We start from the raw sequence: 19,391 nt of genomic DNA, 5'->3' as shown, positions 1-19,391 counted from the left end.
CATGTCGCTTGATATGGTACAGACCAAGACGTTGCTGTCGGTCCGCAATCTCACCGTCACCCTCACCGGCGAAGGCCGTGACGTCCTGAAGGATGTCTCTTTCGACCTTGCGCCACGGCAGATCCTGTCGGTCATCGGCGAAAGCGGTTCAGGCAAGACGGTGCTGGCGCGCGCCCTGGCCAGCTGGCTGTCAGAACCTTTGGCGGTCACTGGCGGCGAGATCCTGATCGAGGGGCGTGATCTGCTGAAGGATCCGGCCTATGCGCGCACCCTGGCCGGTCGCGAGATCGCATATGTAGGTGGCAACCCGGCCGGTGCGCTTGACCCGACGATGACCGTTGGCGCGCAACTGGTCGAGAAACTGCGCGCCGTCCGCCCGGAGATCAGTGCCGCCGACGCCCGGGAAAAAGCCATTCGCTTGCTGGAGGCGGTCAAGATCCCCGCCGCGGAACGCCGGTTTCACGAATATCCCTTCCAGTATTCCGGCGGCATGATGCAACGCGCCATGATCGTCGATGCGCTGATGTCCGATCCCGCGCTTCTGATTGCAGACAACATCACCCAACCGCTTGATGTTACGGTGGCGGCCCAGATCCTCAAACTGATGCGCGAACTCAACGAGGATTTCTCGACCGCAGTGCTGTTCATCTGTTCTTCGTTGCCGGTGGCCTGCGATGCAGCGGACGAGGTGATGGTCCTGCATGACGGTCGCGTCGTGGAGCGCCAGGCGCCAGATGCGCTGATCGACACGCCTCAGCACGGCTACACCCACAAGCTGATCGAGGAATTGCCGACCCTCTGGGCCGAGGGACGCGATCAGGCCCAACCGCAGGATCGCGACCGGCGCGCCATCATGTCCGTGCGCGGCGTTGCCAAGCACTACGAAACGCGCAGCGCTTCGGGCAAGGCCCTGGTCCAGGCCGTCCGCAACGTGGAATTCGATGTCTTCCCCGGTGACAACTTTGGCATCGTTGGGGAATCAGGCTGCGGGAAATCCTCGTTGATGCGGCTTTTGACCGGATTGGAGCGGCCGGACGCCGGGTCGATCTTTTTCGAGGACGAGAACGTCGGAGAGGCAAGCCCCAAACGTTTGCGTGCGCTGCGGCGCAAGTTTCAGCTGGTCTTGCAGGACCCCTACGGCTCGTTGCCTCCGCAAAGCGCCATCGGTGCGATCCTCGAAGAGCCGCTGAAGATCCACGCCATCGGCAATCGCGCCGAACGCCGTGATCGCGCCCGCGCGGCCATGTCCGAGGTCGGTCTGCCCACGGATCTCTATGACAGCCTGCCCACGGGTTTATCGGCGGGTCAGCGTCAGCGTCTCAACGTCGCGCGTGCCATGGTCCTCGAGCCGCGGCTGCTGATCATGGACGAGACGCTGTCCGCGCTGGATCAGACCGAACAGGGCAAATTGCTGAACCTGTTCGAACGGCTGCAGGCACAGCACGGATTCACCTACATCTTCATCAGCCATGACCTGACGATGGTGCGGCAGGTCTGTTCGCGCATTGCCGTCATGTACCTGGGTGAAACCGTCGAGGTTGCCCCGAACGAGCGCCTGTTCTTCGATCCGGGCCATCCCTATAGCCGCGCGCTCTTGTCTGCCGCACCGACGCTGGAAGAGCGGCGTTACCGCCCGGAGGACTGCCTTATGGAGGGCGAGCCACCATCGCCTATCGACCTGCCGCCGGGATGTGCCTTTGCAGGGCGCTGTCCCCAGGCCTTCGACCGCTGCCTGACCGAAAACCCGCGCCTGAGAAGCCGCGGCGGGCAGGCGCTGGCAGCCTGCCACCTCAACGACCCAGGAGAGTCCTGATGCCGGACACCATCGACCTTTGCCACATCGACGCGGATCTTCTGCACGCCTTGATGGCGCAGGTTTCCACCTTTGGCGATACCGGTGACGGCGGCGTCGACCGCCCGGTGCTGACCGACGCTCACCGCGATGCCCGGAACTGGTTTCGGTCGGAACTGGAGGCGCGGGGGTACACTGTTCTTGTCGACAACATAGGCAACCTGTTCGGTCGGATCGACCTTGCCGGGCCGGATGCGCCCCTTGTCATGGTGGGGTCGCACCTTGACAGCCAACCCAAGGGTGGCCGTTTCGACGGTGCCTATGGGGTGGTCGCGGCCCTTGCCGCCATCGAAACCCTGCGAGCCGACATGGCCGAGCGGGGCGAGGCGCCCCGCTGCAATTACGTGGTCGCGGACTGGATGAACGAGGAAGGCGCCCGCTTTCAGCCGTCTCTGCTGGGGTCTTCGGTCTTTGCCGGCAGCGTGACCCGCGATTTTGCTCTGTCGCGCGTCGATCGCGATGGCAAGTCGGTCGAACAAGAGCTGATCCGTACCGGATTCATGGGCGACAGCCGGTCCCCGCAGCCCGACATTTACCTCGAAATCCATATCGAGGGCGACGACAAGATGGAGACCTCGGGCGCGCGCATCGCCCCCTTTGTCCGGCATTGGGGGGCGCTCAAGGTCCGCATCGAAGTGACCGGAGAGCAGAACCACACTGGCCCAACCCCGATGGAGGACCGCCGCGATGCACTGCTGGGCGCGGCACATATCATCACCAAGGTACGCGCGCTGAGCGAAGACGCGCAGGACACGCTCTATACCTCGGTCGGACGATTGGATGTCTCTCCGAATTCGCCGAACATCGTTCCTGGCAAGGCCGTTCTCTTCTGTGAATTGCGTGCGCCAGAGGCAGAGGTTCTGGAATGGGCCGAGGCCGAGTTGCGCGATTCCTTGCCGGGGCTGGCGTCCAGTGCCTCGGTCGAGGCGCGCATCGTGGCGGTCGACCGACGCCCCGCCGGGAAATTCGATGAGCGCCTCGTTTTGCTATGCGAAGCCGCGGCGCGGGACTTTGACCTGCCTTTGATGCAACTGGATACCACGGCGGGCCATGACGCGGTGGCCCTGAACGCGATCCTGCCGTCGCTGGTGTTCGCCGTGCCGTCCGTCGGCGGCGTCATTCACCGCAACGACGAATACACGACCCCCGAAGATCTCGCTGCAGGGGGCGACGTGCTTTTGGAAATGCTTCGCCGGATCGACGCGGCTGGCGGGAATCTGGACCAGACAGGAGGTGCCGCATGACTGCGCCCAGCACAGGAACCGTCACTGACGCCATGATGGCCGACACGCTTCTGGCCGCCGGGCTGGACCCGGAGGCGGCGCAGGCCGGCCCCGCCGCCCTGGCCTCGCCCAGCTACCAGGCGCTGGAAAGTCGCTCTGCCATCGTCGGCGGGACATTCGTCAAACGGATGCATCCGGAAGTGATGCCATTCTTCGATCCCGAAACAGCCATCGCCGGAGCCAAGCTTTCGGTGGCGGGGCCCAGCGTACTGTGGTCCGATCCCGCGACCTGCGCCCTTGCCATGGACGCGGCGCCCTCCGGTTTTTTCACGGCCCGCCAGCATCATCTGCAAGATGCCGAGACCCTGAGCGCCGTGATGCACGCGCTCAAGGCGCAACATGAAGGGCCGGCTCTGCCCGGGCGTTTCGATCCCTTCGCCCAGATCGACCGGGTGATCGAAGCGCATGGCGCGAATGGCATTCCCTTGCCGGACGACATCCTCTACCTGCGCCGCCTGATAGCGCAGGCCGAAGCCCTGGCCGAAAGCGCGCCCCTTGCGCCCTGCCGCAACGATGGCAGCGCATCGAATATCCTGCTCGGCCCCGGCAACGAGGTGCTGCTGGTCGATTTCGACCGGGCCGGCATGAATGATCCTCTATACGACCTGGGGGCGCTGATGGCCGAAGTGACGGATCTTGAATCCGACATGGTTGCAGCCTTCACCGCCTATCACGGGAGCTTTGATCCGATGCTTTTTGCCCGCGCGCGGCTGTGGTCGCATGTGGACGACCTGTTGCACGCGCTCTGGGCGCGGTTGATGGCGCACACGTCGGAACGCAGCTCGGTGGAATGGCTGAAATACGGGGAATGGCGCCTGCTACGCCTGCGCGTGATGCTGCGCCATCCTGCATTCGAGGAGAAACTGCGCATCACGGAGGTGGCCGCATGATGATGAAACCCCTTGGCTCTGCCGTGCACGAGATGGAAGAGACCATCGAGCGGATCATTCGCGATGCCCCGTTGTTCGGTGGCGGCAAAGGCATCACCTACGGGCCCGTGTCGGGCGGTATCTCCAACGAGAACTGGCGCGTGCAAAGCGAGGACGGTGGCGATTGGTTCGTCAAGGTTCCCGGAAACGGCACCGAGATGTTCATCGACCGCGAGGCGGCAATGGATGCATCGCGCAAGGCCGCAGCGGCGGGCCTCGGACCGCGCGTGCATGACGACCTGGCCCACCGCGGGGTCGAGATCAACGACTTCCTGCCAGACCGTCGCGCCTCGACGAACTCTGACTTTCTCGATCTTGGCAATTGTCGCGCGGCCATCGGCGCCTATCGAACCATGCACGGACTGCCCGAGTTGGGACTGACCAAGACGATCTTCGACATGATCGACGAACATGCCGGGCAGATCGCGACGTTGGGTGGCCGGAAGTACCGCGAAGACAGCTGGCTGATGCTCAACACGCAGCTGGCCAAAGAGGCTATCGAGGCCTCGGGTTATGATATGGTGCCATCCTTCAACGACCCGATGCCGGGCAATTTCATGATCGCCGAGGACGGGTCGATCATGTTGATCGACTACGAATACTGCTCGATGAACGACCGTTGCTACGATCTGGGCATCTGGTTCGGCGAGATGTTCTTTACCCCGGACCGCGAATTGGAACTGATCGAGGAATACTTTGGCGAAGTCCGCCCCGAAATCGTGTCCCGGATCACCGTTCACAAGGCGCTTGCCGATGTGAAATGGGCCCTGTGGTCCATGGTGCAGCTCAAGATCTCTCGACTGGAATTCGATTTCCACAAATACGGCATGTGGAAGAAGATGCGTGCCCGGTCGATCATGGAAGACCCGGATTGGGCGCTGCATCTGGCGAGGCTCTGATGGGCACCTACTCCGGCATCGTTCAAGGTGAGCGTTTCACTTTTGATGGCCTCGCGCGTCTGCTTGCAGTCGCGACACCGGAAAAGTCCGGGGACCAGCTTGCCGGGATTGCGGCCTCCTCGGCAAGGGAGCGCGTTGCGGCGCGGCGAGCCTTGGCGGATCTGCCACTGCGCACCTTCCTGCAAGAAGCGGTCGTTCCCTACGAGAGCGACGACGTCACGCGGCTGATCATCGACACGCATGACGAACGGGCCTTTGCCCCCTTCGCGGCGATGTGTGTCGGCGATCTGCGTGACTGGTTGCTGGGCGAGCAGGCGAACACCGCCAGCCTGCGCGCGGCAGCACCGGGCCTGACGTCCGAGATGGTCGCCGCCGTCAGCAAGCTGATGCGCAACCAGGATCTGATCCGTGTTGCCCGCAAATGCGAGGTCGAGACAGCGTTTCGGAACTCATTGGGCCGAAAGGGGCAGTTGTCGACTCGGCTGCAGCCAAATCACCCGGCGGATGATCCGCGTGGTATCGCGGTGGCGATCCTTGACGGGCTGCTCTTTGGTGCCGGCGACGCGGTGATCGGCATCAATCCCGCCACGGACAATCTTGAAAACGGTTACAGCCTTATGTGCGTTCTTGACGACATCCGTGGCTCCTTGGGCATTCCGACGCAGACCTGCGTCCTGACCCATGTCACCAACGCGCTGGCCCTGCTGGAGCGCAATGCCCCTATAGACCTTATATTTCAGTCGATTGCGGGAACGCAGGATGCGAACGACGGGTTCGGCGTCTCTCTGGAAATTCTTCAAGAAGCATGGGAGGCAGGGCTGTCCGCGGGCCGTGGTACGGTCGGTCAAAACGTGATGTATTTCGAGACGGGGCAGGGCGCGGCCTTGTCCGCTGATGCCCATCATGGTGTGGATCAACAAACCTTGGAGGCCCGCGCCTATGCGGTTGCCCGCGCCTATGACCCCTTGTTGGTCAACACCGTGGTCGGGTTCATCGGTCCCGAGTACCTGTATGATGGCCGCCAGATCATCCGCGCCGGATTGGAGGACCATTTCTGCGGCAAGCTGCTGGGCCTGCCGATGGGGGTCGATGTCTGCTACACCAACCACGTTCAGGCCGATCAGGACGACATGGACGTACTCGCCACTTTGCTGACCAGCGCGGGCGTGAACTTCCTGATCACCGTGCCCGGCGCCGATGATCCGATGCTTGGATACCAGAGTCTCGGATTTGAAGACCTGGCCTATCTGCGAGAGACGACGGGACTGCGCGCCGCGCCGGAATTCGAAACGTGGCTGGAAGCTATGCGCCGCGGCGGCGGGTTGCTGGCGGGACAGTCAGCGGTTCTCGAAGACATCGGGTTGGTGGCATGATCGTCTCGCCCGCAGGTTTGATGGGGCTGACGCCGGCGCGTGTGCGGCTGGACGCCGCCGGGACCCCACTTCCCCTGTCGCGTCTGCTTGCCTTTCAAGAGGACCATGCCAGCGCGCGGGACGCGATCTTCGAGCCGTTGGATTGGGCCGGGATCGAAACGGCGGTCGGCCCTCTGCATCACATACGTTCCCAGGCGCGCAATCGTCAGGAATATCTTCGGCGACCGGACCTTGGACGAAAGTTGCATCCCGAGGTCACGATTGCACCGTCGGCGCCCGATCTGGCCATTGTGCTTGCGGATGGGTTGTCGCCGCCGGCCCTGGCCTTGCAGGCCCCGGATCTGGTGCGCGCCCTGCGCAACAGCTGTCCAGAAGCGCGCCAAGCGCCTGTCTTTGCGGCCTCTGAGGCGCGCGTCGCGCTGGGCGATGCAGTGGGCCATGCGGCGCATGCCAAGATGGTATTGATCCTGATCGGAGAGCGCCCCGGTTTGACCGTATCCAACAGCATGGGGGCCTACCTGACCTATGCTCCCAGACCGGGTATCCGGGACAGCGCACGCAACTGCGTCTCGAACATCCACGACAAGGGCGGTCTGAGCGCGCAGGAGGCCGCCGCACGTCTTGCCTGGCTCATCGAAATGGCGCAGGCGACGGGGCAGACCGGAGTCGGCCTCAAGGATGCAAGCCCCGGCATTGGCGCCGAAATCCAAGGACCCTGATCGCCGGCCGCCATCGTCTCTTTTGACTGTATGCCACGTTAAACTCGCCGGTGGCCTGGGGAGTATCATCCACATCAGAGCAAAGGGCTTTGGGGGTTCTGAAACGAATTTGATCCGGTCAACTGGCCAACTGCAAGGTCTGGCGGTTTCGCGGTCCGCCGCTTTCCCATTCCAAGCCATATCTGACTTCACCCTGTTTAGGGTACACAGTGCTGTCGCACTTTGGCGTCAGCTTCGCCGTTGTCCGGAATACGCGTTTGAACTGGCGAGTCCGCGGTTTCGCGTCGTTTTGGTAGACGTCTGATGGTTAACACCTTTCTGACCTCGTCGCAGGTAAAGACTGGCAGGGCCAGCATGCATTCCGCCGCACAATCCTTGCCCAATCTTGTCCCGGGGGACGGTTATGTCGCCGTCGAAGGAGAGGGCGGCGGCGCACAGGTCTATCCCTTCACCTTCTTTCCCGACCAGTTCAGGTCCCTTTCCGCAGACTTGCACCTGATCGGATGGATTGTGCCGGGCCCGTTCGAAGAGATGAACGGCAACAACCTGACCGAGGATATCTTCACCCTGCTTTAGGGGTGGTTCCGGGCGCGCCGAGATGCGATGCCTGCGGGTGAAGGACTATTCAGACGGGGGGCGGCGAGAGGAGACGCCGGCCCGCCCGATTTTTCAGGAGGAGGCCCAAGTGTCGGCACAAGGCGAGCAGATAGCTGCCCTGCCAATGCGTAGGGACGCCAAGGACCAGGTCAAGGTCCTGATGGTGACATCGCGCGATACCGGGCGCTGGGTCATGCCCAAGGGCTGGCAGATGGATGGCAAGAAACCCTGGCGAGCCGCAGAGATAGAGGCGCTGGAAGAGGCGGGCGCCAAGGGCCATATCGGGACCGAGATGATCGGCACCTACAGCTATGGCAAGGTCATGGACGATGGCAGTGTCGTGCCCTGCACGGTCGAAGTCTACCCGATGTTCGTGGAAAAGCTGCTGCGTGACTGGAAAGAGCGCAAGGAACGCAAGCGCAAGTGGTTCACTCCCAAGGCAGCGGCTCAACGCGTCGACGAAGCGGAACTGGCCGAATTGTTGCTGCGACTTCAGAAGAAACCGCACAAGGAGCCGTCCATCCGCAAGCTGATCGACCGCATGGATTGAGTAAGGCGGGCGGAACGCGGCGGTTCGCATTCCGCCCGGGCAAGGCGGCGTCAGTCCACCGGCAGGCCGCTGGGCACCGTGTCTGGCCGACCCATCGGGCGTTTTTCTGCGGTTTCGCCGGTCAGTGCGTTCAGGAATGCCTCCAGCGCATCGATATCCGCCTCGACCATCTCGACCGGCGAAAGATCCAGGTAGGCGACCTGTTGTGCCGTCTCCAGCGCGTCGCCGACAAGGGGGAAGTCATGATCGTTCAACCAGGCAACGTCCGGCAGGCGAGCCATGCCCGGGGTCCATTCGCTGCGGGCGGTCAGCGGGTCGCACATGTGGCGGATCATGGCGCGCAGGGTGGGATAGGCGCCGTTGTGCCCATAGGGCGCGGTCAGCGCCACGTTACGCAGCGAAGGCGTGCGGAACTTGTAGGCGTCCTCCGGATTGCGGGTGGTCTCCATCCGTCCCAGATCGTGCGGAATGGTATCCTCGCCAAAGGGCCGGCCCGGGCCGAACTGGGGAACGCCCACGGCGTAGAAGTTCTGATCGGTAAAGCGCGGCCCGTTATGGCAGCCGGAGCAGCCCGCGTCGCCGAAAAAGAGTTGCCTGCCGCGCTCCGCCTCGGGCGAAAGTGGCGTGCCCTCGGTCAGCCACTTGTCGTAGGGGCTGTCATAGCTTTGCCATTCGGTGCCGATGAAGGCGGCGATGGCATTCACGATCTCGACGATGGTGATGTCGTCGGGATCGTGCACATCGGGATATGTTGCCTCGAAAAGGCGCTGGTATTCCGGCACTTCGCGCACACGGTCGGCCAGCATCGCCCAGCCCAGGTCGATGCGCTCTGCAAAGGCGGCACTGACCGGGTTCTCGTCCGGGTGCCCAGCCATTTCGGTCACGGAACTGACCGGGAAAAGCGCCTGCGCCGCCAGCAGCGAGTTCAGCCCGGCGGGCGTGTATTCCTTGGCGGGTGTCTTGAAGGCGACATAGCCAGCGCCGATCCGTTCGACCCGGCCGTCATGGAACATCTCGCGCACGTCGCGGTGTCCGAGATTCCAAAGCGCGGGCGCGTTGCGGGGCACCCGTTCCGCGATCCGGTGGGCGCCCTCGCCCGGGGTCCGGTCGGGGCCCAGACCGGACCCGCCTTCTCCGATGCCCAGGCTGACGCCGTCGGCACCGTGCAGGCTGTGGTGGTGGCAGGTCGCGCAGCTGATGTTCTGATTGCCTGACAGGATCTTGTCATAGAACAGCAGGCGGCCAAGCTGGGCCTCTTGGGTGTCAAAATCGAGGAAGTCCTGCGCCAGGATCGCATCAGCGCGCGTATGCGTGGGCACCAAGGCTGTCAGGGAAATCAGCAGGGCAGGGGCCAAAAGGCGCGGAAATGGGTAAGGAAATCTGAGGATCATGACGAACCTGTCTTTTTGAAATGCCGTGTGCTTTGCGGATAACAAAACTGTGATCAATCGGCATACGCTTGGCAAGCTTTGGGAAAGACTGGAATTTTCAGAGCGCGTTTTCGCTTTTTGAAACAAGGGGTTTCCGTTGCGGAAATCGCTCCCGATCCGGGATGCTGGTCCAGATCTGCCTGCCAGTGCGTTTCTGACGGCGAATTTTGGGATCAGTCGGTGGTAAAGCTGCCGTAGCGTCCGCCCTGGAACAACAGCGGTGGGCCCTCGCGGGAACTGACACGCTCTACATGGCCCAGCAGGATAGAGTGGTCGCCGCCGTCGTGCGCCGCCGCCTGGCGGCATTCGAAACGTGCAAGGCAGCCCTCGATCAGGGGGACACCCGATGCGCTCAGGCGCCAGTCGAAGGCGTCAAAGGCATCGCCGTCCCGGGCGAAGGCGCGGCAGAGTTCAAACTGGTCCGCGCCCATGACGTGTATCGCGAACCGATCCGCGGCCATGAAGAACGGGTAGCGCGACGAGGATTTCGCCGGCGCCCAGAGCACCAGTGGCGGATCGAGGGAGACCGAGGAAAAGCTGTTGGCGGTGATGCCAAGAGGTCCGGTTGTCGTGGCGCAGGTGATCACCGTCACCCCGGTGCCGAAACGGCCCAGGGCTTCGCGGAAGGCGCGGCCATCATTCTCTGCCGGGTCGAAGTCTTGCGTCATCAGGCTCGTATCGCATCCGGGTCCGCATGGGTCGAGGCGGAGGGCCGGGCATCCTTTCCTTGCTGGCCGGGGGCACCTTCCTAGATGCGCGCCGCACGGTCCACACGTTTCCGCTCAGGAAAGTGGGGAGGACAGAAGCGAACGCGCCGGGTTGGTGACCGCCGCATTTTTGTCACAACTCATGCCAGATATGGCGCATGGCGCCGCAATTTCCCCCTCATGTCGCGTAAATCGGGAAATTCTCTGTAGCGAAGGCAATAAGGTTAGGTTATTTCACAAAGAGAAATAACAAGTTCGCCACACGAAAAAAACAGGCGAACACTGAGGTAGAGCAGTGTGATCATGAACGCGATTAAATTCGTGACCCGTACCCGTGCGGGCATTCTGGAACGTGGCGAAGTCAATGGCGACGACAAGGGTTTCCTGATCGACGCATCTGACGGCCAGGAAGTTTCCCTGAACATCAGCCAATCCGACGTGCGAGGCTACGACCGGGCCGCGAATGACCTGCTGATAACCTTGGCCGATGGCCGTGTGGTCGTGCTCGAAAATTACTTTGACGGCGGCGACGCGGCTGGCAAGCTGTATCTCAGTGCCTACGGGACGTTGAACGAGGTTACCTTTGTCGAGGCCGAGGGCGGGGCGCTGTTCGCCCAGTACGGCCCGACCGAGGAATGGGGCAAGTGGAGCCCCACAGACGCGCTCATCTTCATCGACGAGCCGACCGTAGTCGCAGAGGCACCCGTTCCCGTGAACGAGGGAAACGAAGTCAGCATGCTGGCTGCGGGCCTGATCGGCATGGGTGGGCTGGGTGCTGCGGGCCTGGGCGCGGCCGCGCTGGGCGGTGCCGCGCTGCTGGGCGGCGGAGACAGCGGCAGCGGAGGAGGCGGCGGTGGCGGTCTCGTTTGGACCGCTCCAACCGTGGATGACCCTGACGCGAATTATGCCATCGACGGCGGTGACACGCCGAGCCTCACGATCACGGGTACCGCCAATCCCGGGTCGATCATCGAGATCACCATCGGCGGCATCACCGTCTCCGGCGAGGCGGATGACAACGGTATCTGGAAGATCGTCTTCGATGGCGAAAACTTCCCGCCCGACGGCAGCTATGCGGACATCCCGGTCAAGGTGACTGATCCCGACGGGACCGTGACACTTCTCGACGGTCCTTCCTTCGTGATCGACACCACGCCGCCGCCGGTCGACGTGGCCGACGGCACCGTCTCTACCGGCGATCTTGTCAACGACGATGACCATCAGGACGGTGTCACCGTGGCGGGTGAGGGCGAGCCGGGCGCGACCATCACCATCACCGTGGACGGCACCACGCAGACCACGGTTGTCGACGAGAACGGCAACTGGTTCTTCGATTTCTCCTCTGCGGTCTTCCCGCCGGGCACCTACGGCAAGGACATCACCCTTGTCGCCACCGATGACTTCGGCAACAGCACGACGGTCTACGACGTGGTGCAGGTGGACACGGAGAAAACCATCAGACTGACCAACCTGCCGCTGACCGGCGACAACGTGATTTCCGGAGGAGAGGCCGCCGCAGGCGTGACCTTTACCGGCATGACCGACGCGGGCTCGACCGTCACCGTGACCGTCGACGGCGTGACCCACAGCGCAACCGCCGATGCAGATGGCGTCTGGAACGTGACATTCGCCGAGGGTGACCTGGCCACGGGCACCTATGCCGCCACGGCGCAGATCGTCTCGACCGATCCGGCGGGCAACATCGCTACGACGAGCCATGATTTCGACGTGGACACCGAGACCGCCGTAACGGTGAACACCTCGACCATCGCGGTGGACGGCATCGTGAACAGCACCGAACACGCGGGCATGATCGCTTTTACCGGCACGGGTGAGCCGGGCGCGACGGTCACGCTGGAACTGTACGGCGAAACCGCCTCGGCTGTCGTCGGCGCCGATGGATCCTGGTCTATGCCTTTCCTGGCCAGTGTCCTGCCGACGAATGTGGGCCAGGCCGGCAGTATCGCGGTCGTCGCGACCGTCACCCTGACCGATCCGGCCGGCAACATGGCCTTTGCCTCTGGCGGGTTCGAGATCGACGTGACCAACCACGTTCAGGTCTACACGGCCTCCGTCGAGGGCGAAGGCGTGGTGAACGCCGCCGAGCGCAGCGATGGCGTGACCCTGACCGGCACGGCCGAACCGGGCAGTACCGTCATGGTGACGCTGGGCACGGTGACACATCAGGCCACGGTCAACGCCGATGGCAGCTGGACCGCCGATTTCGCCGCGGCCGAGATCCCGGCGGGCGAGCGCACGTTGGACGTCACTGCGACATCGACCGATCCGGCGGGCAATACCGCCACCGCGAACGGCAGCATCGACGTCGACACATTGGTGCGCAACTTTGCCATCACCTCCACCCCGGGCGGGCCGGATGCGGTCATCAATGCCGACGAGGCGGCGCAGGGTCTTGTCCTGACGGGCACGACGGAACCGGGCGGCAGCGTGCACATCACGCTGAACGGCCACACCGTTCAGGCCACCGTGGACGCGGGCGGCAACTGGACCGCCAGCTTTGACCCCGCGCAGCTGCCCAGCGGCGAACAGACAGTCACGCTGACCGCGGTTTCGATCGACCCGGCTGGCAATACAGAGACCATCACGCGGCCCGTCATCATCGACACCGATGCAGGCATGCTGACCATCAGCTCCGACCCGGTCGAGGGGGACGATGTGATCAATCTGGTCGAAGCTTCGGACGGGGTGACGATCAAGGGCACCTCGGACCCGGGACAAGTGGTGAACGTGACGTTGAACGGCGTGACACACGCGGTTCTGACCGATCCCTCGGGCAACTGGTCGCTGGACTTCGCGCCCGGAGAGATCGCACCGGGCACCTATACCGCCGATGTTTCCGCCACCATCACCGACAGCGCAGGCAACACCCTGACCCGTACCGACAGCGTGCTGGTGGACACCGAGGTGCTGAATTTTGCCGCCTCCGGTACGCCGGTCGAGGGTGACAATGTCATCAACGCCGACGAGGCCAGCGATGGATTTGTCCTGACAGGCACAACCGAACCGGGCAGCACGGTCTCCGTCACCTTCGAGGGGGTAGCCCGCGTTGCCACGGTAGACGCCTCCGGCAACTGGAGCGTCGGATTCCAGGCCGGGGACATCCCCGCCGGGGAAAAGGCCACTTCTGCGGTGATCGATACCATGGATGCTGCGGGCAACACCGCCACGACCTCTGTGAACTTCGACATCGATACAGAGGTCAACCTGCTGGCCATGTCCTCGGACCCGGTCACGCCTGACGGCGTCATCAACGCGGCAGAGGCGCGGCAGGGTGTGACCCTCACCGGTGTCGTCGAGCAGGGATCGAGCGTCACGGTCACCGTGGGCGGCATGGCTCACGTGGCCACGGTCGACGCCTCGGGCAACTGGTCGGTGGACATTCCGTCCTCGGCCATTCCCACCGGCACGCTTTCGGCCTCGGTCCTGGTCGAGGCCGTGGATGCGGCGGGCAACACGCGCGCCATCACCGAAACGCTGAGCGTGGACACCGATGCACCCGACACGCTGAACTGGATCGGCTACGGCCGTGACGGATCCGGCGTGGACCTGATCCGGACCGAGATCACCGAAGACGATGTCTTCCTCGGCCAGTTGAGCGATCCGTCGGGAACGCCAGATGTGACCGCCGTTTCCATCGACACCAGCACCGATGTCGAGGCGATCGGCCAGACCTACATCGACCTCGACGGCTCGGTGGCGGACGGCACGCACCTGGTGCTGGCCTCGACCGATGCGGCGAGCAATACCTCCGGGTCCTACCTCGTCACCGATGACCCGCTGACCAACACGGTGCTGATGTCCGACGATATCGCAGAGGCCTTGTCCGACTTCCAGATCGACACCATCGACCTGCACTTCGCCGAGGACAGCAACCTCACCATCACAGAGGCACAGATCAAGGCGCTGTCGGAAAACAGCGACACGGTTACCATCCGTGGCGGGTCGGACGACAGCGTGACGATCACCGGCGCCACCGCCGAGGGCAACGACGGCAATGGGTTCAACGTCTTCAGCCTTGGCGACGCGACCCTGCTGATCGAGGACGACATCACCCAGATCCACGGCGTCACGTGACCCGATCAAATCCATCCGCAGCCCGGCACAGAACCGGGCCGCGGAGCCCGCTTGACAACCATACTCGCGCCTAGACGGGGACACATATGAGGATAGGCAGGCACGGCCTGGGCCTGATCGTGCTGGCGTTCGCGCTCTCGGGCTGCACGACGGACATGGGGGTGGTGTCCCGTTTCGCTGGTGGATCCAAGCCGTCAGCGGATACAGATACAACCCTTGTGCGTGCGGCCGCCGCGCGGCGCCCTGATCCTGCCCAAACTGCCCCTGTCATTCATGCCCTTTCGCTGCGTGACACCGTGGTCGAACCGGGCACGCCCTATGCCACCGTTGCAAATGCGGTCCTCGCCTCGGACAACCGGGTGGCGGCTGCCGAACTGCATGTGGCGCAGCTGCGGGCCGAGGCGGCAAAATACAACTGGCTGCCCGCCATTGGGCCGCGCATCTCGTTGAACTCTCTGGGCGATTTTGTGGCCGACCTGGTCATCAATCAGGTACTTTTTGACAATGGCCGCAAGAAGGCCGAGCGCGAACTTGCCAAGGCGCATGTCGAACTGGTCGCCGTCAAGCTGGTCGAGGATGGCAACGACCGCGTGAACGATGCGCTCAAACTCTACATCCGGGCCGAGGAAAACCGCGAACTGGCCACGCATCTGGAATTGGCGTTCAGGGACATGACCCATTTCGAGTGGATCATGAACGAAAGGGTGCGGGGTGGTGTCTCGGACATCTCCGACCTCAATGTCCTGCGACAGAAACTGGCCAGCATCCGCGCCCGTCGGAGCGAGGCGCTGGAAACCGCGCGCACCGCGCTGGAAGAACTCGACGCGATGGCGGGCCGCCCCCTGACAGAGGTGCGGGGTCTTGGGGGGCTTGGCGATGCCTCGGGCGGGGCCGCGCTGGGCGTGCTCAGGGCGCAGGTCGAACGTGATATCGCTTTGGCCGAGGCAAAGATCGCCCGCGCCAGCCACCTGCCGAGCCTCGTTGCCGGCGGCTCGGTCGGCGATAGCGGACGGCTGGGCAGTCTCGACATCGGGTCGGATTCGCTGTTTTCGCTGGGCACGGTCTCTGACCTGCGGGCCATCGAGGCCAGCAAGGAGGCTGCCGAGCGACGGATCGGCGAGGCCCGTGAAACCGCGGACCGTGCCATTCGCAGCCAGTCCAGCCAATTGGCGGCCTACACCCGCCAGGCCAAGGAGGCCGAGTTGCTGACCCGGCAGGCCAAGCAGAACCTCGACCTGTTCCAGAGCCAGTACGACGGCGGTCAGAGGCAGGTCATGGACGTGGTCGGAGTCTATGAAACCTATGCCGCCGCGCTGGAGACGGCCATTCAACTGAAATACAAGGCCGCGCGCGCCGAACTTGAACTGGCCCGCCTGCGCGGCGCCCTGGCCGAAGGGGCGCAGATGTGAGCAAGGGCATGTTCGAGATGGCGGGAAAGGCTGGTCAGGCCATGTTGTGCGCCGTGCCCGCCGGGGCCGCCGCCAATGCCGCCCGCCGTGCCCCACGCCATACCGACCGTGCCCGCGCCCGGGCCACGCTGATCCGCGTTCTGGCCGGGCGGCTGGGGGTCGAGGCCAAGCTTTCGGACATTCTCGAGGCCCTGTCACCGCGCGCCGGGTCTGACGACAGCTATGATGCCGGGGCGCTGCTGGCGGGCCTGCAGGCCGCCGGGTTGATCACCCATGCAGAAGCGCCGGACAGCCTTGTTCCGGGGCTGTGGCCCGCGCTGGCGCTGATGACGAATGGCCAGGCGGTGCTGGTCCTCTCGCAAGAGGGGCACAGCCTGACCATCTACGATGAAACCGCCGCATCGTGCCGCTCGGAGGTTCCGCTGGGCGAATTCGACTCGGTCTTTGCCGGGCAGATTCTGCAGGCCGAGGCGCCGGTGCAGACCCTGTCAGAGGCCCACGCCGCAACGGACCGGCAGGTGCATTGGTTCTGGGGCCAGTTCTCGCGCTTTCGCAGGCATTTCGCCGAGGTCGCGCTGGGGTCCTTCGTGGCGAATATCCTGGCCGTGTCGGTCGCGCTGTTCTCTTTGCAGGTCTATGACCGGGTGATCCCGCACCAGTCCGAGGCGACGCTCTGGGTGCTGGCCGCCGGTGCGGTGATCGCACTTCTGCTGGAGGCCTTGCTCAAGGTGTCGCGCTCGCAACTCCTCGACAGCGCGGGGCGACAGATCGAGATGGGCGTTCAGGGTCTGCTGATGAACCGCCTGCTGGGGATGCGGTCGGACCTGCCGGGGCGCTCGCCTTCGCAGCTTTTTGCCGCCGTGCGCGAATTCGGTTCCGTGCGCGAATTCTTTACCGCTTCGACCGTGGGGGCGCTGGCGGACATCCCCTTCATCTTCGTCTTTCTGTTGCTGGTCTGGTCGATCGCGGGCGGTGTCGTCTGGGTCCTGATTGCGGGCGGCCTGTTGATGGTCATCCCGGGGTTCTTCCTCCAGAAACGCATGATCCGCCTGACGCAGGAAATGCAGGGTGCCAGCGCCCGCCAATCGCGTCTGTTGCAAGAGGCGGTTGTCGAACTGGACACGATCAAGACCCAGCTCGCCGAGGATCGCTTTGCCCGCGTCTGGCAAGAGTTGACCGCCGTGCAGGCGCTGAAATCCTCGGATCAGCGCCGTCTGGCCGCCAGGCTGACCTTCTGGAGCCAGGGGGTGCAACAGGCCACCTATGTCGGAGCGGTCATCACTGGCACCTACCTGGTCTTTGCCGGAGAATTCACCGTTGGCTCGATCATCGCGGTGGGCATCCTGTCGTCGCGGACGCTGGCGCCCCTGACGCAGCTTGCGGGCATCCTGGCACGCTGGGGCAACGTCAAGTCGGCGCTTGACGGGCTGGACGGGATCGCCAATGTGACCCAGGACCGCGCCGAGGTGCGCCATTACCTGCGCCGCGAACGCCTGCAAGGTCAGTACGAACTGCGTGAGGCCAGTTATCGCTACGATCCCGAAGGCGCTGCGGTACTGGACCTGGACAAGCTGACGATCCAGCCGGGTCAGACCATCGCGGTACTGGGCGCCAACGGGTCCGGCAAATCGACACTGCTCAAGATGTTGTCCGGCCTTTACGCGCCCGCCAGCGGCAAGATCCTGATCGACGGCGCGGAAATGGCCCAGATCGAGCCGCGCGACCTGCGCCGCGCCATTGGATACCTCGGCCAGGAGGTGCGGCTGTTCCACGGCACGCTGCGCGACAACCTCAATCTCAGCATGCTGGAACGCGACGACGACCGCCTGCTCGAGGCGCTGGATTTTGCCGGGCTGGGGCAGTTCGTGAAATCGCACCCCAAGGGGCTGGACCTCGACATTCGTGACGGCGGCGAGGGCCTGTCGGTGGGGCAGCGCCAATCCATTGGCTGGGCGCGGCTTTGGCTGCAGGATCCGGATGTCTGCCTGTTGGACGAACCCACCGCCGCACTGGACCAGACACTGGAAAAGACGCTGATCTCTCGGCTGGAAAGCTGGCTGGAGGGACGCACGGCGGTGATCGCGACACACCGCGTGCCGATCCTCAGCCTTGCCTCGCGCACGCTGATCCTGGCCAACGGCCGCATGGCGATCGACGGGCCGCGCGACCAGGTGCTGGATCACCTGCGCACCGCCCAGACGGGGAACGCGTAAATGGCAACCACGGCAACCCGTCTTTCCGCGCAGCTGTCGAAAGACCTCAAGGGGCCGTCCCTGACCATCTGGCTCTGCGCCGGGTCGGTCTGGGCCTTTATCCTCTGGGCCAGTTTTGCCTGGCTGGACGAAATCGTCCGCGGCGATGGCGAGATCATCTCGTCCTCGCGCCCGCAGATCATCCAGAACCTCGAAGGCGGCATTTTGTCCGAACTGATGGTCAAGGAAGGCGACGAGGTGTTGCGAGGCGACGTGCTGGCGCGGTTGCACGGGACGCAGTTCCGGTCCTCGGTCGATGACCTGCAGGAGCAGATCACCGCGCTGGAAATCCGCCGGTTGCGGCTGGAAGCGGAACTGCAGGGCGCCTCGGTGGTCGAGGTGCCGCGTGACCTGGCGCAACGGTCGCCACAGATGGTGGCCTCGGAACAGGCGCTGCTGGCGGCGCGGCAATCGGACTATTTCAAGCGCCGGCAAGGTGCGGACAGGGTGCTGGCACAGGCGACCTCGGAGCTGAAGCTGATGGAGGACCTTCTGGACAAGAAGGTCGTCGCCCTGATCGAGGTGACGCGCGCCCGCAAGGCGCACGCTGATGCACAAAAGGCCTTTGACGAGATCGTCACCCAAACCGAACTGGTCCGGGCCGAGGAATACTCGGAAACGCTCAAGGAACTGGCGACTCTGCAGCAGAACCTCAAGGCCTCGCAGGACCAGCTGAACCGCACGGTGCTGACCTCGCCCATGCATGGTGTCGTGAACAAGCTGTCGGTCACGACCATCGGCGGTGTCGTGCGCCCGGGCGAGGAAATCATGCAGATCATTCCCCTGGACGAAGAGCTATTCGTCGAGGCCAAGGTGCGCCCACAGGACATCGCGGGCATTCGGCCGGGGCAGGAGGCAACCATCAAGCTAACCGCCTACGACTACACGATCTACGGCACACTGAAGGGCCGCGTCTCGGTGATCTCTGCCGATACCGTCAAGGATGAGCGCCGGCCCGAGTCGGAACCTCATTACAAGGTCACGGTGCGTGTCGACATGTCGGGGCTGGCCGACCGTCAGGTGGCGATGGAAATCCGCCCCGGCATGCAGGCACAGGCCGAATTGCACACGGGCCAGAAAACCGTCCTCCAGTATCTGCTGAAACCGCTCTACAAATCGCGCGAGGCCTTCCGCGAACCGTGATCCGATTGGGCCGCCTGCGGCGGCGCTTTGCCTCTCGCCCGCCGCCTTCGGCTTGAGGCTCGGTGTATTTTGAGTATTTTTGCAGAGAAGAAGACAGGGGCGCTGGCGGCTTTCTTCTCTGCAAAAGTACTCCGGGGGTGCGGGGGCTGGCCC

14 protein-coding genes are annotated in these 19,391 nt (G+C 63.8%); 12 read left to right on the top strand and 2 right to left on the bottom strand.

The features are described 5' to 3' along the window. Window position 1 precedes the first annotated feature (1 nt). The 8 genes from RBB42_RS17550 (at window position 2) to RBB42_RS17515 (ending at window position 8,202) form a co-directional block, all read left to right on the top strand. Entirely contained in the window at window positions 2-1,813 is a 1,812-nt protein-coding gene (locus RBB42_RS17550; protein WP_305968073.1) for an ABC transporter ATP-binding protein, read from the top strand. Continuing rightward, window positions 1,813-3,096 carry a Zn-dependent hydrolase gene (locus tag RBB42_RS17545; RefSeq protein WP_305968074.1) on the top strand — a complete coding sequence of 428 codons (1,284 nt, stop codon included), beginning with the start codon at window positions 1,813-1,815 and terminating at the stop codon, window positions 3,094-3,096. Before RBB42_RS17550 ends, RBB42_RS17545 begins: the two co-directional genes overlap by 1 nt. Continuing rightward, complete coding sequence (locus RBB42_RS17540; RefSeq protein ID WP_305968075.1) at window positions 3,093-4,025, top strand: phosphotransferase family protein; 933 nt, start codon at window positions 3,093-3,095, stop codon at window positions 4,023-4,025. Before RBB42_RS17545 ends, RBB42_RS17540 begins: the two co-directional genes overlap by 4 nt. Continuing rightward, window positions 4,022-4,963, top strand: a complete 942-nt coding sequence (locus RBB42_RS17535) for a phosphotransferase (protein WP_305968076.1) — start codon at window positions 4,022-4,024, stop codon at window positions 4,961-4,963. The genes RBB42_RS17540 and RBB42_RS17535 overlap by 4 nt, the downstream gene beginning before the upstream one ends. Further along, window positions 4,936-6,336: an ethanolamine ammonia-lyase subunit EutB gene (gene eutB / locus RBB42_RS17530; RefSeq protein ID WP_371931722.1), complete on the top strand. Its 1,401-nt coding sequence runs from the start codon at window positions 4,936-4,938 to the stop codon at window positions 6,334-6,336. Before RBB42_RS17535 ends, eutB begins: the two co-directional genes overlap by 28 nt. Further along, the gene (gene eutC / locus RBB42_RS17525; RefSeq protein ID WP_305968077.1) at window positions 6,333-7,055 is read left to right on the top strand and encodes an ethanolamine ammonia-lyase subunit EutC; all 723 of its coding nucleotides are present in this window, start codon (window positions 6,333-6,335) and stop codon (window positions 7,053-7,055) included. Before eutB ends, eutC begins: the two co-directional genes overlap by 4 nt. Window positions 7,056-7,409: 354 nt before the next feature. Further along, window positions 7,410-7,631 carry a hypothetical protein gene (locus RBB42_RS17520; protein ID WP_306043736.1) on the top strand — a complete coding sequence of 74 codons (222 nt, stop codon included), beginning with the start codon at window positions 7,410-7,412 and terminating at the stop codon, window positions 7,629-7,631. Window positions 7,632-7,776: 145 nt separating this feature from the next. Continuing rightward, on the top strand, window positions 7,777-8,202 hold the full coding sequence (locus RBB42_RS17515) for an NUDIX hydrolase (RefSeq protein WP_305968079.1): 426 nt from the start codon (window positions 7,777-7,779) through the stop codon (window positions 8,200-8,202). A gap of 50 nt (window positions 8,203-8,252) precedes the next feature. Here RBB42_RS17515 and RBB42_RS17510 read toward each other — a convergent pair whose 3' ends face one another. Together RBB42_RS17510 and RBB42_RS17505 are read right to left on the bottom strand one after the other, a co-directional pair. Beyond that, window positions 8,253-9,593 carry a cytochrome-c peroxidase gene (locus tag RBB42_RS17510; protein WP_305968080.1) on the bottom strand — a complete coding sequence of 447 codons (1,341 nt, stop codon included), beginning with the start codon at window positions 9,591-9,593 and terminating at the stop codon, window positions 8,253-8,255. A 212-nt stretch (window positions 9,594-9,805) separates the two neighbouring features. Next, window positions 9,806-10,300 (bottom strand): flavin reductase family protein, encoded by a 495-nt coding sequence (locus RBB42_RS17505; RefSeq protein ID WP_305968081.1) that lies wholly within the window; start codon window positions 10,298-10,300, stop codon window positions 9,806-9,808. A gap of 342 nt (window positions 10,301-10,642) precedes the next feature. Between RBB42_RS17505 and RBB42_RS17500 the strand changes: the two genes are divergently transcribed. The 4 genes from RBB42_RS17500 to RBB42_RS17485 all read left to right on the top strand — a co-directional run bounded on the left by RBB42_RS17500 (window position 10,643) and on the right by RBB42_RS17485 (window position 19,238). Next, window positions 10,643-14,434, top strand: a complete 3,792-nt coding sequence (locus tag RBB42_RS17500) for an Ig-like domain-containing protein (RefSeq protein ID WP_305968082.1) — start codon at window positions 10,643-10,645, stop codon at window positions 14,432-14,434. A gap of 86 nt (window positions 14,435-14,520) precedes the next feature. After that, window positions 14,521-15,843 (top strand): TolC family protein, encoded by a 1,323-nt coding sequence (locus RBB42_RS17495; protein ID WP_305968083.1) that lies wholly within the window; start codon window positions 14,521-14,523, stop codon window positions 15,841-15,843. Window positions 15,844-15,860: 17 nt separating this feature from the next. Next, entirely contained in the window at window positions 15,861-18,056 is a 2,196-nt protein-coding gene (locus RBB42_RS17490) for an ATP-binding cassette domain-containing protein (protein WP_305968090.1), read from the top strand. Next, a complete protein-coding gene (locus RBB42_RS17485) occupies window positions 18,057-19,238 on the top strand; it encodes an HlyD family type I secretion periplasmic adaptor subunit (RefSeq protein ID WP_305968084.1) in 1,182 nt (393 codons plus the stop codon). It begins immediately after the preceding gene. Window positions 19,239-19,391: the final 153 nt, after the last annotated feature.

The sequence above is a fragment of the Mameliella sp. MMSF_3455 genome, from assembly GCF_030733205.1.
GTDB lineage: Bacteria > Pseudomonadota > Alphaproteobacteria > Rhodobacterales > Rhodobacteraceae > Antarctobacter.
The sequence above is the reverse complement of the archived record's forward strand: the minus strand, read 5'-3'. Positions and strand labels throughout refer to the sequence as shown.